The sequence below is a fragment of the Achromobacter deleyi genome (genome assembly GCF_013116765.2).
GTDB classification, from domain to species: domain Bacteria; phylum Pseudomonadota; class Gammaproteobacteria; order Burkholderiales; family Burkholderiaceae_B; genus Achromobacter; species Achromobacter deleyi_A.
In genome coordinates this window covers 128,271-145,162 of record NZ_CP074375.1, presented here as the reverse complement: position 1 = coordinate 145,162, position 16,892 = coordinate 128,271, and the positions used below count along the sequence as shown (strand labels likewise).

At 70.3% G+C, this 16,892-nt stretch carries 7 protein-coding genes; 1 reads left to right on the top strand and 6 read right to left on the bottom strand.

The annotated features are described in order from the left end of the window. Positions 1-262: 262 nt before the first annotated feature. The 4 genes from HLG70_RS00600 to HLG70_RS00585 all read right to left on the bottom strand — a co-directional run bounded on the left by HLG70_RS00600 (position 263) and on the right by HLG70_RS00585 (position 15,260). Positions 263-12,922 carry a filamentous haemagglutinin family protein gene (locus HLG70_RS00600; protein WP_171667550.1) on the bottom strand — a complete coding sequence of 4,220 codons (12,660 nt, stop codon included), beginning with the start codon at positions 12,920-12,922 and terminating at the stop codon, positions 263-265. Between the two features lie 121 nt (positions 12,923-13,043). Next, positions 13,044-14,021: a FecR family protein gene (locus HLG70_RS00595; protein WP_171667551.1), complete on the bottom strand. Its 978-nt coding sequence runs from the start codon at positions 14,019-14,021 to the stop codon at positions 13,044-13,046. Beyond that, positions 14,012-14,590 (bottom strand): RNA polymerase sigma factor, encoded by a 579-nt coding sequence (locus HLG70_RS00590; RefSeq protein WP_234103314.1) that lies wholly within the window; start codon positions 14,588-14,590, stop codon positions 14,012-14,014. The genes HLG70_RS00595 and HLG70_RS00590 overlap by 10 nt, the downstream gene beginning before the upstream one ends. Beyond that, entirely contained in the window at positions 14,580-15,260 is a 681-nt protein-coding gene (locus tag HLG70_RS00585) for an STN domain-containing protein (protein WP_171667552.1), read from the bottom strand. Before HLG70_RS00585 ends, HLG70_RS00590 begins: the two co-directional genes overlap by 11 nt. A 222-nt stretch (positions 15,261-15,482) precedes the next feature. Between HLG70_RS00585 and HLG70_RS00580 the strand changes: the two genes are divergently transcribed. Continuing rightward, positions 15,483-15,848, top strand: a complete 366-nt coding sequence (locus HLG70_RS00580; RefSeq protein WP_171667553.1) for a hypothetical protein — start codon at positions 15,483-15,485, stop codon at positions 15,846-15,848. Between the two features lie 20 nt (positions 15,849-15,868). On the opposite strand, the gene HLG70_RS00575 is transcribed toward HLG70_RS00580, so the two are convergent. Further along, entirely contained in the window at positions 15,869-16,234 is a 366-nt protein-coding gene (locus HLG70_RS00575; RefSeq protein ID WP_171667554.1) for a cupin domain-containing protein, read from the bottom strand. Between the two features lie 42 nt (positions 16,235-16,276). Next, entirely contained in the window at positions 16,277-16,831 is a 555-nt protein-coding gene (locus HLG70_RS00570; RefSeq protein WP_171667555.1) for a helix-turn-helix domain-containing protein, read from the bottom strand. Positions 16,832-16,892: the final 61 nt, after the last annotated feature.

Below are 16,892 nucleotides of genomic sequence, written 5' to 3'. Positions count from 1 at the left end.
TTGCGACAATCCCGTTACGGTTTTTCCCCGCAACCCCGCGACTACAGCTTCTGCTTGTTACTAGACGTACTGGGAAGGCGAAGACCGCGCGTTGTAAGAAAAACTTCATGAAAAAGAATCGCGGCATGATCGTGCGGGGATTCTGGCGGGGCGACATGACGGCCATACCGCCACGGATCCAAAAGAAAAAAGGCCGGCGAATCCGCCGGCCTTTTTCCATGACGCTGGAGTGACTGCCGGCAGACCCGCCCGGCGCCCGGGATTACATCGCCAGCCTGCGCTGCTCCTCCATGCTCAGCTTCGCGGTCTCGCTGGCGTCCAGCTCGCCCGCGCCCAGCACCTGCACCGCGCTGGCGGAGTCGTACTTCGGCGCCGCGGCCGAAGTGGCCGCCGGCGCCGGCGCGGTCGCGGGCGCGCCCGCCACCGGATCTTCCCCATACCCCAGGATCTGCACGCTGATCACCGAAGGCTGGTTCTGCCGCGCCGCGTTCTGCGCCCGCTGCGCCGAGTCCTGCGCCGCATTGACGGCGGAGGTCGCGGCGGCGCTGGCCGACGACAGCGCGCCGGTGTTGACGGACGCCGCCACCGGCACGCCCGCGCTCTCGCCCTGGACCTTGATGTTGTCCGCGTTCACCACGTGCTGGGCGATGAAGTTCACATTGCCCGACACCCGGATGCCGGCCTCGCCCGCATCGATGGTGCCCAGCGGCGCGTACAGGTCCACGTCGCCCGCCGGCACTTCCGGCAGCGGCGCCAGCGTGGCGATGCCCGCGCCGGTGCTGGGCGCGCTGGGCGACAAGGTCACGTTGCCGACCGCGTCATACACGCGCTTGGGCGGGGTATAAAGCACGGTGGTCTTGGATCCCCGGCCCGCATTGATGTCGCCTTGCGCCGACCAGGCGATGATGTCGCCGCCGAAGGTCGTCATCACGCGGCTCTGGCCAAGCAGGATGTTGCCCAGCGCGTAGAGCTGGACGCTGCCCTCGCCCTGCGTGATGATGCCGGCGCTGGCTGGCGGCGCCACGCCTTCCACGCCGAAGACCTGCTGACCGCCCGGCGTCATCAGCTGGATGTCGCCGCCGAAGATGCTGCGGATGCCGGCAGCGCCATACAAGGTGATGTCGCCCTGGTAGGCCCCCGGCGCCGTATCCGGGAACAAGGCGGCAATCGCCTGCCGGGAACGCAGGTAGCTGCCGCTGCGCGGGCTCGCCTTGTCGTTGTACTCGCGGCCGCCCGAACGCAGTTCGGCGAAGTACGCCTGCCGCGCGAAGATGCGCTGCTGCTCGGCGGGCAAGGCGGCGAAGTAGGCGCGCGCGTCTTCGGTGCTGCCGGCAAAGCCGTAGCGCTGCGTCAGCCACAAGAGCAGCTCGGCCTCGTAGGTCTTGAATGCCAGCCCCTGGTCCACCAGCGGCCGGCCCGGGTCCGCCGCCTTGGCCGGATCCAAATAGTGCGCCAGGAAGCCCGCGTAGTCCGGTCCCTTGGTGCCCACGCCTGCCTGCATTGCGATGGATGCCCCGGCGCGGTTGTCGCCCGGCAGCACCGCGCCCAGGCTGGTGACCGATGCGCGATCGGCCATCAGCACATTGCGGCCCGCCGAGATGTCCAGGGTGCCCGGACCGGCGACCGTGAAGGAGCTGTACAGGATGTCGCGGCCCGCCGACACCAGGGACACGTCGCGCGCATCGCGGTGCAGGAACAGGTTGCCGGTGGAGGTCGCCGGCGTGGTGCCGCCGAAGTTGAATCCGTTGGTGCTGGGAACCTCCGTCGTCTTGCCGATATCGGTGCCCGACGCAACGATGTCGCGCCCGGCCATCATCCAGACCGGACCCGACGCCTCGTACCAAGTCTGCCCCACATTCACCCCGTTCAGGACGGCGATCAATTCGCCGCTGCGCAATCCCACGATGTCGCCATCGCGGGCGTAGAAGCGCGTCACCGAGCCCGAGCCAGCCGGGCTGGCCGTGGGCGCAATGAAGTTGAACAGGGGGAAGTAGGTATCGCGGCTGCCGGCAAAGCCGTTGACCCCCTGGTTGCTCAAGGCGGCGACCTGGCTGGCTTCCGTGCTGTATCCGGCAAAGGCCGGTGCCAGCACGCTGGGCAGGCCAGCCGGGTCCGCCCCCGACCGGTTGATGGCATACCCGCCCGCGTAGATCGAGTCGCCCGCCAGCATTTCCAGCTGCCCGCGCGCGCCTGGCGCAAGCGTCAGCGCGTACGGCAGTCCGGTGGCCTCGCTGTTCAGGTAACCCGCCGACAAGCCCGCGTAGATGCTGCCGTCATAAGCGGTTGCGCGCAGGATCGAGGGATAAAGATAGCGTCCGTCCGACGCCGAGGTATTGCGCCCGGTCTGAAGCGCCAGGCCTTGCGCGCTGTGCGAGGTCTGGCGGCTGGGCGTCAGATTGCCGCCCGCGCTGGACAGTTCGATGGCGGTGTTCTCCGTCCACATCGAGAACCAGCTGTAGCCTCCGCCGTTCTGCAGCGTGCCGTCGCGCAGCCGGAACGGCGTGCTGTTCGGCACCGCGACCCGGCCCGGATCGCTGGCGCCGCCGACGACCAGATCGCCGCGCGTGTCCAGGCGGATGACCGCGTCGCCCGGTATCAGCGCCAGGCCGCCGGTGGCGCTGGCCAGCGTGGATACGTAAGGATCGTAGCCGCGGCTGTCCTTGACGTCCTGCTGGTCGGCCTGATTGCCATACCGCAGGTCCAGCCCGCCGACCGCGCCGCTGGCCAACTGGACATGGCCGCGCAGGTTGATCAATGCGCCTTGCAGGTCGATGGCGGGGTCGCCATAGTAGGGCGTCGCCCCCGCGGTGGACGACACGCGCCCGCGCGCGCTCTGCGTGGGGTTCAGCCCTCCGCCGATGCGGATGTCGATATCGCCGCCGCCCGTCAGCGTCATGCCGCCGTCGGCCGCGATGCGGCCCGTGCCGCCCACGGCCACGATCAGGCCCTGGCCGCGCGGATTGCTGAGCGATCCCCGCGACTCGATATTGCCCGCATCGCCGCCCGTGCGCACGCTGACATTGCCGCCGCCCAGCGCGCCGAATCCGGTGAAGCCCACCAGCAATGGCGTGTTGTCCTTGAACTGGGCGGGCGCGCGCGTATAGCTGCCGAAGTTGATCCACCACGCCGTGGGCGTATCGCCGTCATTGGCGCTGCCCGTGCCCTGGCGCCAGAGCCAATTGCCTATCCCCACGCTGGGATCTATCACTCGTCCGTCATAGATGCCGGCCACGGTCTTGCCCCACACGTCGCCGCGCAGCGCACCGCCCGCGTACAGGCTCAGGTTGCCGCCCGCCTCCGGATACCAAGCCTGGTAGCCGGCGCCCGCCGTCACGAAAGGTTCGTACGTCGTCGAATGGGCGTCTCCCAGCACCGTGCTGCCGAAGCGGCCGCGCGGCAGCTGGTAGCCGGGCGCGACGCCGGCGGCCTGCGTGCCGGCCGTGTAGACGCCATAGGCGGACATCAGGCTGATGTCCCCGCCCGCCGCCAGGTCCAGATCGCCCGTGCCCGTGCGCAACACGCTGAAATTCTGCGAGTGGGCCAGGACGCTGGTCGACACTTTGTTCTCGTCGCACTGGCCCGGGAAGTCGGTGCAGATGCCAAGCTCCGCGTCCGACACGGGCGTGCCCTCCGGATACCCCCACCAGTTGTCCTTGGCCCATAACCAGGGCGACGGCGCCACGCACAAGCCCTCCACCGCGTCGCACAGCCACAGCAGATCGTCCGGCACCGGCGTGCCGGGCTCGAAGCCGGACGGCTCCGCGTCAGGCCCCCAGAGCAGGCTGGCGCCCTTCAGCAGGCTGGCGCTGTAGTGGCTGTCGGCCAGCGTCAGCTTGCCCGCGCCCAGCCCGGCCAGGACCCGGCGCGGATCGGCCGCGTCCAGATCCGCGCCCGCCACCAGCTGCACCGACCATGACTGGCTGCCCGCGGGCAGCATCTGGGCCAGCGCCCAGTTGCGCCGCTGGTCCGTCGCGGTGCCCGGCCGCAGTTCCACATAGTCCGTGCCCGCGGGGAACACGAGCTTGGCCTGCGACGGGATCAGCGCGCCCTGCTTGAGCGTGATGCTGCCCGCCATCAGCAGCACATTGGGCTCATAGGCCTGCGTGGTGTGCAGGTTGGGCAGGGCCAGGTTCGCCGGCCAGGTGAAGGCCTTCATCGCCGTGCCGCTGGACAGCAAGGTGCCGGCGCCCAGGCGCGTGTCGACCGGCAGGTCCACCGCCTGTTTGAGGATGGTACCGGCGGCATACAGCAGCTGGCCGGACGCGTCCCGCACGTCGCCCGAAAGCACCGTTCCGGCGGGCAGCGACAACACCTGGTTCAGCGCGGCCTCGACCGGCAGGCGGGTGCCCGCCGCCAGCGTGGTCGCCTGCAGGGGCAAGGGATAGTTCAGCGTCTTGCCGCCGGGGAACTCCGTGCCCTCGGCCAGCTCCACGCCGCCGCGCGGCAGCACCACGTCGCCGCCGAAGGGCTGCGCCCCCGGCGTCAGGATCCAGCCATTCTCGTCGTCCGGCGTCGCGGCGGGCGGCGCGAAGCCGTCATTGATGCTGCCGTAGACATCCAGGTTGCCCTTGGCGCGTATCGTCAGCGCGCCGACTTCGCCCGAACCATAGGCCGCGGTCATCGGCGTCCGCGGATTGAGGCTGGCGTAGCGGTAACGCGACAAGTCCAGATCGCCCTGCACGACCAGGTCGCCATCGGCGGTCTTGCTGACGATCTCCACGCCCGGCCGCAGATGGAAGGCGTCGCGATAGCTCGCGTTGTTCAGGCCCGCCAGCTTGCCGTTCAGCAGGTTGCCGTTGGCCAGCGCATTGCCGATGAATAGCACGCTGTCGCCGTGCTTGGCATCCAGGTAGGCCTGATCGATGATCTGATAGTCGCGGCCGCTGGCCCGGTCCGCCGCGTTGCCGGCAAGCGCGTCGTCATAGCGCTGCATCGCAATCAGCGCGATGGACTTGGCGCCCTCGATGGCGACCGGCCCTCGCGCCTCGATCGCGATGTCGCCATGCGTGGCCGCGGAACCCGGGGCTCCGCCGCCATTGATTCCTACGTTGCCGGCGGCATCGATGCGCGGCGCCAGCAGATCCAGCGTGCCGCGCGACGCGCCGTCGTGCTGTCCCGCCCCGGTGCCCGACGTCGCGGATGTGCCGTGGCGCAGGTCGATGCGCGCACCGCCCGCCAGCGTCAGCACGCCACGGCCGGAATTCAGTTCCACCACGGCGCGGTTGGGCGCGTCGATGATCTTGCCGTAGCTGTCCACTCGCAGCACGGTGCCGTGCGCGTCCAGCACCGACGTCGCGGCCAGGGCCAGGCCATCCCGCGCGGCCAGGCGGATCCGGCCCACGCGCTCGCCGCTGGCGTCCACGAGGCCCGCCACGGTGAGGCTACCGCCGTCGATCGACAGGCTGATGTCATTGGCGCGCAGCGCGTTGCCGATGACCAGGCTGCCCTGCTTGACCTGGAAACTGCGCGCGCCCGTCACGCCGCCCTCGTTGAGCCGCTGGTTCAGCGCTTCGAAATCCGCGCTCAGCGCGCCGGCCGCACCCAGATGCTGGGCGCGGACGTCGATGCTGCCCGCGCGGTACGGCACCAGCGTGCCGCCCGCGTCGTAGCGGCCCGTAGCCGCGCCCAGGATGCGGCCTTGCAGATCCACCGTGCCCGCCGCCGCCGACAGCGCATCGGCCCGCAGCTGGCCCGCATTGTTCTCCTGCGCGGAAATGTCTATCGACGAACCCGCTTCCTGGCGGATGCCGCCCAGGCTGCTCTCCAGGATCACATCACCGCCCCAGCTGTAGCGCGTCACATCGTTGAATGCGACGGCGCGGCCGGCCACGTCGAGCTGCGACGCCCCCGTCAGCAGCACGCCGTCGCGGCCGGCGAGCGTCAGCTTGCCGCTGGGCAGCACGATCCTGCCGTCGACGAGCACGTTCGACGCGGCCAGGCTCAGCTCCGCGCCCAGCTCCTGCACGGCGGCAGCCGGCGCGCCCGGCATCGCCGCCACGCGCAGCTCGCCCCCCGCCGTGATCCGGTTGATGGAACCCGCCTCCCCCGTCAGCAACGGGGTGTTCAGGCTGAGATTGCCGCCGCTGTACGTATAGCCGCTGCCGCTGACGTACGCGCCCTGCGACTGGTAGACGGCCAGGCTGCCGCGATGATTCGACGTGATGCGTTCGGTGGCGTTCAGGCTGACCTGGCCGAAACCCAGCGCCAGGCGGGCGTTGTCCTCCGTGCCACTGGGCTGGGTGCCCTGTCCGTAGCCGAACACGATGCGCTCGGCATCCACACGCAGCGTGCCCGTGCCGGTGCCCGCGCCGCCCGCCACCACGGCGCCGGGCGCCTGCGTCGCGCCGCTCCAGATCAGATTCTGCGTGCGTATGCTGGCCTCGTCGCCGGCGCCGCCGTACCCGTAAATAGCGGGCGTGCCCAGCGCCAGCGTCGCCAGGCTGTACTTGCCCGTGACCGGATCGCGCGTGTCCAGCGCGACCGTGCCGTAGAAATTCATGGCCTCGCGCGCGGTCAGGGTCAGGACTTCCAGCGCCGGCGCGCCGGTGCTGGTGTCTCCGCGCAGCAGTCGGCCCAGGATGTCCTGGTTCAGCGTCAGCCCGTCAGGCAACAGCCCGCTTGCGGCCGCCTGCGCCAACACGCCGGCGGTGCCCACGTTGACCGCCCCGACGGCCAGCGTCAGGTTGCGGGTGCCGTATCGCACCTGCTCGCCCAGATCGAACGCGCCATTGGTCGCAGCCGCGATGGTGCCCTCGGAATACAGGCGCGTCACGCCCTGGCAAGGCTGCGCCGCGCAGGTGCCGATACGGATGGCGCCCGACGCCAAGGCATCGGGCGCCAGCACGTCCAGGCGGCCGTTAGACACGGCCAGCAAACCGGCGCCGCCGGGCTGGAAGGCGTAACCGCTGGCCGAGTCCACCGACGGCGCGCCGCGGCCCAGCGTGGAAATGCCGGCGCCGGCCTCGATCTCTATGGTTCGCGACGAGATCAGCACTTCGGGCGCCGCCAGCAACGCGCCGGCGCGCAAAACCACTTGGTTGGCCGGGCCCTGGAACGTGTAGAAGCGCCCGCCCTGCCCATACTGCACCACCGGCAAGGACCCGATAACCAGGCGGCTGGCGCCCAGCGCCGTCAGCGCATCCGCCTGCAGCGATGTACCCGAAAAGCCCGCGGTGGGCGCCTGGCCCGCCGCCAGGATCTCGACCTGCGAGCTTCCGCCACTGACCGCCGCGGCGCCGCCGAAGCCGCCCTGCGCGGCCCTGAAGTCCGCCAGGCCCTCGAAGCTGAGCGCCTGCCCGTCCTCCGAACCGGCATGGATAGCCAGCCGCAGGGTGCGCCCGTCGGCGGGCAGCATGGCGCGCGGCACGCCGCGAGTCACCGCGTCCGCGCGCACGAAGCTGGCGTAGCTCATCTCGTTGTATTGCGAATGGGTGCGCAGCACGTCCGCAGGGGTCAGGATCACCGAACTGGCCAGGCTGTTCACCTGGCTGGTGCCGGCGGTGGACAGCGTGCCGCTGGCGGCCCACGACCGATTACGCATCCGTATCGGCGCCACGGCCGCGCCCGCCGCCACCCCGCCGTTGATCTCGACGCGGAACGCGCCGGGCAGCAAAGCGTAGGTGGACGGCAACAAGGTGTAGGTGCCGGCCGGCAGTCCGGGCACGCCCGCGCCCACCGTGATCTGCCGCCCGATGCCCGGCGTCGACGCGCCGGCCTCGCCGCCCACCGGCGCGTAGCCCGGCTGAGCGCCCGGCACAATGGCGTAGACGGGATTGCTCTCCAGCCCGGGCAGGGTGAAGCCGCCATTGGGATCGATGCGGACCAGCGGGGAATAGCGCGCGTCGGTGGAGCCGCCGCGGCCGGACACGAACCCCGCGCCGGTCAGTTCGCCGCCACCGGACAGGTCCAGCACGGACCCCGGCAACGCGTCCACGTCGCGGAACGCCAAGGTGATGCCCGTGCGCAAAGAGGCGCCTTGCCCCACGCCGATGGCTCCACCCACGCCCACCAGCGAGACGTCCTCCCCCTTGAACTTGTACGACACGCCATCGGTCGTGCCGCCATAGGGCATGACCAGGCCCGCGCCACTGACGGACGTGATGCTGCCTGGCAGCAGCGTCAGGCGTTGCGTGCCCAAAGTGGAGCCCAGGTCGCCCAGCACGATCGCGCCCAGCGGCGCGCGCAACACGCCCCCCTGCTCCACGGTGGCGGCCGCCAGGCGCAGCGTGCCGAACGCGGAGTACGGCGTGGCCGGTGTCGCGCCCTCGCGCCGGCCGACGCGCAGCGTGCGGTCCGGATCGAACACATTGGTGCCGGACACCGGGTTGCGCGTGTAGCCCGCCAGCACCTCCGCCTCGGCGCCCGTGCCAGGGTAGATCTGCGCGGCGATCAGCTCCAGGTCGCCCCGGGTCCAGACCCGCGTGCGCGGTTCGTTGTCGTTTTGGCGCAAGAAACGCAGGTCGCCGCCACTGTCGAGCACAATCCGGTCAAAGCCGGAACGCTTCACGGACAGCGCACCGCCCACGCTGCGATTGATGGAACCCTGCGTGCCGAAGGACAGGCTGTTGCCCAGTTCCAGCAGGCTGCCGGCGCGCACGGTGAACCCGCCTTCGGCCACGTCGGCCGCATCGCCGAACAGTACGCGCGGCCGCGTCACGCCATTGGTGGAGAAATACATCCCCACACCGGAAAGGCGCACATACGACGCCGCCAGGTTCACGCGAGTCTGCGCATCGGCCTGCGGCGCCAGCGAGAAGGCGCCGGCGTACAGACGCAGGCTTTGACCCACGGCCACGTTGACGTCGCCGTCGAACGACATCAGGCCGTTGGACAGCAGTCCCAGATGATCGAATCCTCCGCCCGCCAGCAGGCGCGCCGCGTCCAGCCGTGTTTGGCCGTAGCGCAGGCCTTCCGCGCCTTCGCCCGGCTTCAGGGCGGCGCCCAGCGCGCTGTCCGCCCCCGCCGCCAGCACCAGTTCGCGCGGCACCTGCACGGCCTCGCCCGCGACGCCCTCGCCCCAGGTCCGATACAGCGGCGTTTCCAGCGCGATGTCCAACGTGCCGCCCGAGGCGTTCGCCCCGCCTGCGCGCGCGATGAACGCACCGTCCAGATGCAGGCCGTTGTACGAGCTGAGCGAAATGCGGCCGCCGTCGCCGCTCAGTTGCACCGGGCCGACCCCGCTCACATCCACGATCGCGCCCGCGCCGGACGCGTCCAGCACGGCGCCGGGACGCACGATCACATACGCGTCCGAGGATTGCGCGGTGGCGCGGTCGTGGTCGATCTCGCCGCCGATCACGATGACGCCGCCCGCATCCGCCACGCCATAACGGCGGCCCTGCACATCCACGCCCGTCTGCGCGCGGCCGGCCACGTCCAGCACCGCCTGCTCGCCGATCCAGATCGACCGGTCGTGCACCTCGCCGTTGGCGATCTCCGTGGACTCGGCCACATCGATGTCGCCCAGGCGGAGCTGGCGGATGTCGATCTTGCCGCCGGGCGCCCTCAAGGCGCCCAGCACCGTGATCTGGCCCTCGCCACGCAACTGGATGGTTTGCCCCGGATCCACGTTCACCTGCGCGCCGCGACCGATGAGCAGCTGCGCGTCGGCATCGATGCCGGCCAACGCGACGCTGCGGCCGCTTTGCAGCGACAGGCTGGCGCCGCGCCGCTGCGTGACCGTGCCCGCCAGGGGATCATGCTGATAGACGGGCGGCAGCCAGGTTTCCAGTGCGGCCGACGGGGCCGTGCCGGCAGGCAGCCTGGCGGCGCCCGCCACCGGCCGGTACACCGGCATCAGCACGTCCAGGCGCGTGCCTTCCGCCACTTCCACTCCGCTGCGGCCGGTCACCTCGTAGCGCGCATAGCCTTGCTGGAAGAACGGCGCATCCAAGGCCAACGCGTCCTCGCCGGCGCCCGCTTGGCCGGTGCCAAGCACGACCTTGCCCGCCGCCACCACCAGCGTTCCTCCACCGTCCACGCCATAGCCGCGCAGCGCCGAGCCCAGGCTCAGATGGCCGCCGACGTCGGTGCCCGAATCGAGCGACTCCACCGTCGTGTTGCCGCCCTTGCCCCCCGTCAACTTGCCTTTCGCGCGCAGCGCCGCGCCCGAGCTCACGTCGATCACGCTGCCGGCATCCAGCTGGATGTCCCCGCTGCTGCGCAAAGACACCGTTCCGCCGTTCAGATACGCCATGCCGCCGGTCCGTTCCGGCGACATGGCCAGGTTCGACCACAGGCCCGCCGCGTCCAGCCGCGCGCGCGCGCTCAGCGTCAGCCCGTCGCCCTCGCCAACCTCGCCGGCGGCCATATCGGCCGAGCCCGCGGAGGTGGCCTGGTTCAGCGTATTGCCCAGGCGGATGCTGCCTGCGCGCGCCGTCAGCGTGGCATCCACCGACACCTTGTTCGCGAACAGCGTAATCTCGCCCGCCGGCGTCACGGCCAGATCGGACTGCACCGCGATCTCGTCGGCGGCGATCCGGATCGCGCCCAGTCCAAAGCCGTTCAGCCTCGCCGTATCCAGATGCAGGATCCCCGCGCTGCCTTCGGGCAGGGCGGTGCCCAGGTCCAGGCCGGCGGCAATCGCCGCCGCGCGGTCGGACAGCACGACCTGCTGGACCGTATCGTCGTTCCGCCCCAGGACGTACTGCAGCGCGCCGGTAGCCTTGACGTAGTAGGGCCGATACGTGCCCACGACCAGCTGCGCGCCGCGCGCCACGGCGCGTTGCGATTGCTGATAGCCGTCCAGGCCGGCCTGTGCGGCTGCGCTCTGGCGGTCGCCCTGATAGGTCTGACCGACGAGTTCGCCTTCCAGCACGGCGCTCTTGGTGCCGATGAGCAGCCGGCCCGCGTCGCGGCCGACGGTGTAGCCGGTCTCGAACCGTTCGCGCGGCGCGATCAGCGGGTTGTAGAAATAGCGCGTGTGCCCCCAGCGTTCGCTTTGTGCCTCGTACCCCTTGTACAAGCCGGTGTAGGCCAGGTCGCCCGGCGCGCGCGACGCCTGGTACAGCCGGCCGTCCACCCCGCGCAGCCAGGTCTGCCGGATCATGCCGTCCTGCACGTCCAGCGTGCCGCCCGACACATTGATCTGCGACCCGGCGCGCGTCACGACGTCGCCGCCGGTGAACTCCACGTTGCCGCCCTGGGCCATCCATTCGTTGATGGCATGCCCCTGGGTGCCCAGGTAGCCGCTGACTTCCAGCAGGCCGCCGGCCGTGTACCAGCGGTCGGTGGCGTAACCGTTGGTGCCCGCCGGCACCAGGACCAGGTCGCGCGCGTCGACCCACACGTCGTTGTTGTTCAGCTTCGCGCTGTCGCGGTTGATCGGGGCGTCGCGCTGCTCGCTGCCCTGCACATTGACCTTGACGTTGTTGTTTTCCATCGCGACGGGTACGCCCACCGCGCCCGCCACATCCAGGATCGCGCCGTCGCGCAGCAGGCTGCGCTGCGCGGCGTGGACGGCGATCTGGCCGCCGGTGGCCAGCGTGATGGAGCCGGACGTGAAGTCCACGGTGCCGGAACTGCTGATCTCGACGCGGGACAGCTCGCGCCGGTCGGCCCCGGCCGCCACCAGCGGCGCATCGGTCTGCGCCACCACCGGCACGCGCAGCCCGTCGCGCTGACTGTCCAACGCAACGGCGCCGCTGCGGTCCAGCAGAATGGCCGTGGTGCTGTCGGTGGCCAGGGTGATCGCGCCGCCCTCGCCCGCCGCGGTCAGGTGTACCGTGCCCCGCGTATCCACGGACGTGCTGGACAGCACCACGCCAGCCTGCGCCACATTGCCGCCCGTCAGGGTCACATCCCCCATGGCCGCCTGGATCAGGCCCGTGTTCTCGACCCGGCCGGGCGAGCCCGCGGGCGTCACCTCGTTGCCCTTGGTGGTGGACACCTGGTTGCCGGACGTGCCCTGCCCGCGCTTGATCACGAAACTATCGCCCGCCGCCAGCAGCGCCTGCCCGCCCGGGGTGTCGATCATGCCCGCGTTGGCGGCTTCCTTGCCCAGCAGCAGCACGTAGCCGCCGCCCGCAGTGGACACCGTCGGCGTCGCGGTCTGGATCACGGCGCCCGCCTGCACCTCGACGCGGCCCAGCGCGTCCTTGAACGTCGGCTGCGAGCCGTTGTCCGCATACAGGCCCTTGTCGCGGAACTGCTGGTCGCCGATATCGGCCGCCGCCGCCACCAGATTGCGCACATTGACCTGGCTGGTGCCGGTGAAGATCACGCCGTTCTGGTTCACCACCAGCACCGTTCCGTCGGCCTTGATCGCGCCGTGGATCTGGCTGGGCCGGGCCGACGCGCCCACCACGCGGTTCAGCACCGCGTCGTCCACGCCTTGCCTGAATTGCACCGTGGTGTTGCGCCCCACGTTGAAGGTGTCCCAGTTCAGGATCGCGCGCGATTGGGTCTGCTCGATGGTGACGACCTGCCGGCCATTCTCCACCCCGGGCTTGGCGGCCTTGGCCCCTTCCCACTTTGCCAAGGCGCCCCCGGCCGCCCACAAGCCGCCTTCCACGAGTCCGTCCGGCACGCCCCCGCCATTGCCCGCCGCCGCGGCCGCGCGCGCGGCCGCCTGCGCGGCCTGCTGCGCCGCCACCGCGGCCGCCGTGCGGTTCAGGTTGTCCAGGGATTTCTGCAGCGTCTGGCGCGCCTGTTGCTGCTGCCCCGCACTGCCGCCGATACCGGCCGGGCTGCCGTTGGGCAGGCGTCCGGTGCGCTGGGCGGTGGACTGCACCGCGTTCTTGTCGGAGAACCAGCCGGGGCTGAAGGCGCGGGCCTGCGCCTGCGCCGTGCCCGTGGCGCTGCCGGCGATCAGCAGCGCCGTCACGGCCTGCGACAGCGGCGTCGGCCGCCAGTTCATGCGCCCGCGCCGCGCCTTGCGCGCCATGTTCCTGTTTCCGCCCGTCTCCGACATCCGTGCCTGCATGATCGCCTTTCCTTGTTCCAATCGCGGGTGTTCGTCACCTAGAACAAGACAGACGGTTGGAAAAATGCCGACCAGAACGCTGTCACAAATAATTCATCGAATTGGCGTTGGAATATGCCGTTCAGGACAGCAGCACGACGCCGGCAGGCAGACGGGTCACTCGCGCCCCATAGGCATCGCGGATCAGGCGCTCGGCGTCCGCCACCTGCGCCAGCGAAAAACGCGCCTGCACCAGCCGCTTGCCCAGTTGCTCATTCATCAGCACCAGGCGCCCGCGCCGGTAGCGGTTCAGTTCGTCGACCACCTGCGCCAGCGGCTGCTGGTCGAATACCAGCCATCCCTGCCGCCAGGCCGTCACGACCTCCAGATCCGCCTTGACCGGCGGCTGCACGCGCGCATCGTCATAGCGCAGCTCCCGCTCGGGCCCCACATCGAACACCCCTTGCGCATGCACCAGCCGCGCCGTTCCGGACAGGCAGCACAGCCGGGCCTCGCCGCCGATGTAGCGCAAGTTGAACACCGCGTCCCGGGCCGTGATCCGGCCCTTGCCCGCCACCACTTGCGCCGCCACCGCCCCGCTGCGGATCTCGGCTTCGCCATCGGCTAGCTCGATGACGGCGCCCCCCCCAGGCGCCGCCGCGACATTGATGCGCGTCTGCGTGTTCATCTCCACTTCCAGCGCGCCGCCCAAGGCCAGCCGCCGCTGTTCGCCCGCCGCCGTCCGATAGTCCGCGCCCAGATCGTCCAGGCCAGGCCACAAGCCCAGCGGCGGCCGGAACGCCAGATAGGCCGCCGATGCCGCCAGCGCGCCCCCCAGGAACGCGCGCCGCCCGTTGACCGCCGCCTTGCGGCGGCGCGTCCCGGCGCTTGCAGTCAGCTCCGCGCTCACGGCCGGCCCCAGGTCCCGCCAGAGCCGCCGTTGGTCGGCAAACGCCGCCTCGTGCCCGGGACTGGCGCGCAGCCAGCCGCGAAACGCCTCGGCGTCGGCCTCGGTGGCCTTGCCCGAGGTCAATCTCAGCAGCCACTCCCGCGCCTCGCGCGCCGGCGCGTCATTGCTCTTGTTCTTGTGCTTTCCGGGCATGATCATCGTCAGCGCCATGGTCCTTCGTCCTGATTCGGTGCGTGCCTGCCGGCGCGGCGCGGCGCGGGCACCGCGCCACCCGGGGCGTCCAGCTCCTGCGCGCAGTGCTCCAGCGCGCGCTTGAGTTCCTTGGACACGATGCGCTCGGACACGCCGTAGCGCCGCGCGATCTCCGCGTGCGGCAACTCGTGCACACGGGCCGCCAGCAGGATCTGCTGCGTGCGCTCGGGCAAGCCACGCAGCGCGCGGCGGAACGCGTCGATCTGGTTGCGCCCCTGCGCGATTCGCGCGGGGTCGGCCGCCTCGTCCGATATGTTGATGAGTTCGCTGATTTCCACCCCCGTCAACAGACGGGAGTCCCGGCGCCGCTGATCCTCGGCGATGTTCAGGGCCACGCGGAACAGATAGGCCGCGGGCTGCTGGATCGACGAGCTGGCGGGCAGGTCGTTCACCTTCAAAAAGGTCTCCTGCATGGCGTCGTGCGCCAGGTCCTCCGACCCCAGCCGCCGCTTGAGCTGGCTGCGAAAGTCGTTGTAGCGTTCAAGGAAAATCGACAGCAGGGAACCGTCCGGCTTGTTATCGCGCACGGCCGGCTCCCGGCATGCCGCCGCAGTCGCCCGCGCCTCTGGGTTCAAGCAGCACCGTGACCGGCTGCGGCATGCCGGCAGGCAGCGGGCCCACGACCACACCGCGCAGCGCCGCCTCAAGCTGGCCATCCAGCGCCGGCGACCCGGTGGTCGCCACCCAGCTCACGCGGCTCACCCGCCACGCCTTGTCGAACCACAGCTGCATCAAGGCCCTGTAGTTGCCGGGTTCCGTACCGGCCGCCGCGCACAGCGCCCGCTTCACCGCGCCTTGCAGCGTCGCCGCGTACTGCGTGTCGCGCAGGCGCCTGCCTTGTTGGGCATTGCTGCCGCTGGTCTTGGCCGGCTCGGCCACCAGCGTGAACGATTGCGCGCTGGCATAGCGGATGGCCAGGGAAGTGCCCGCCAGCAGCTTGCGCAAGGCCTCGCCCGGCGCGTAGTTTCCCACCACGGCAGGCGCCTGCCTGCCCTCGGTCAGCGCGCTGTCCACCAGCACCGTCAAACCACTGGCAAGACTGTATTCGGCAAGCGCCTGCGCCAGGGGCTGCGCCGCGATGGCGAACGCGATAGGCCGGGGCGGCGGTTCGGTCCGGCCGGGCGCCGCCAGCGTGCACAGGCCCAGCGCCAGACAGGCGCGCAACGCTGCGCCGAAACCCGGAAGGGCGGCGATCATGAACGCGTACGCAAGTGGAAAACGCCTGGCATGGCAGTGGCGATGGGCCGCGGCCCTGATCGAAAGCCGCCATGCTAGAGCCACCGAATGACGCATTCGTGACACGCCGGGCGAACGCCACGTCCGGCCGCCACGCAATCGTCACCTGCCGGGCCGCGCGCATCCCTATACTGCCTGGATCGCGTCGGCCGCCCAGTGCCGGGCGCAAATCAAGGACTGCGCATGCGCATTGTGTGTCTTTACGCGGGCCGCGCCTGCCTGCTGTGGCTGGCGGCGATGGCGGCCGCGCCGCTATCGGCCGCCGAGCCCGACCCCGCCCCCGCGCCGGCCGCTTCCGCCCGCAAGCCCGCGGCGCCGGAAGGCGCGTGCATCGATACCGAAGTGAATGGCTACCGGGCCCTGTCCTATGACTGCCTGAACCAGAAGATGGCGCCCGCCGCCGCGCCCCGCCCCCCCGGCGGCCTGGAGTCCGAAGCCGTCACGCAGCGTCCACCCAACCAGATGGGCCTGCCCACGCCCGCCACCATCGGCAACCGCATGGGCAATACCTTCGGCACGTCCGCTTTCCCGCAACGTCCGCAGCCGTAGTCGTAGCTGCGGCCCGACACTTACCCCATCCGGGTAATGAAGTAGATCTTCTTGACGAACTGGTCCACTTCCCAGCGGCCCGTGTAGCCTTCGGGCATGACGAAGGCCTCGCCCACCGTCAGCTCGTGCACGGTCCCATCCGGATCCACCAGGCGCGCCGCGCCTTCCACGATGTAGCCGAACTCGATGTAGCCGGTGGTATTGGACTGGAAGGTTCCGGCGGTGCTTTCCCACACGCCGGCCTCGGCCTTGCCCGCATTGCCTTCGAAGGCGGTCACGGTGCGAAACGCCGCGTCGCCCGAAATCGGACGCCGGGGCTTGCCGGGCACGGGATTCTTCATCGGACCGGCATCGATGCGGACGAGCCGCGACTGATCATGTTTCATAGCTGTTCCTGAATTGGTTTGGGCAGGAGGGCCTGCAAGCCGTCAGTGCGCCGCCACCACCAGCACCTCGGCCATGGCCCGGCTGACGGTGCGCATGCGGTGCGGAAGTTCGGAATCAAAATAAACGGAATCGCCGGTTTCCAGACGGAACTGGCGTTCGCCCACGCGGACCTCGATGGCGCCCTTGAGCACCAGCAGGAATTCCTCTCCCGGGTGCGGGAAGACGGCGGCGGCATCCGGAAATTCCCGGGGCGGATGCACCACAAAGGGTTCCATTGCCTTGACCTTGCGCCGTCCGGCCAGCGATTCATAGTGATATTCGCTGCCTAGCCCGCGGCGCTGCAGGGCTTCGCGGTCGGCCACGCGGACCACGCTGACCACTTCATCCTGGGCCGCGTCGTCCGCGCCCACCAGCTGCGACACGCCCACGCCATAGGCCTCGGCCAGGCGCAGCACGGTGGAAATCGACGGCTCGCTCAGGCCCCGCTCAAGCTTGGAGAGGTAGCTCTTGGTCAATCCCGTGCGCTGCGCCAGCTGTTCCAGGGACAGGGTTTGCTGGCGGCGCAGGGTGCGTAGGCGATGCGGCAGGTCGATCATGGGCAGGAAATGCGCAAATACAACAGGTAAGCATGCCCGAAACCGCCGCTGCCGTCGAGCG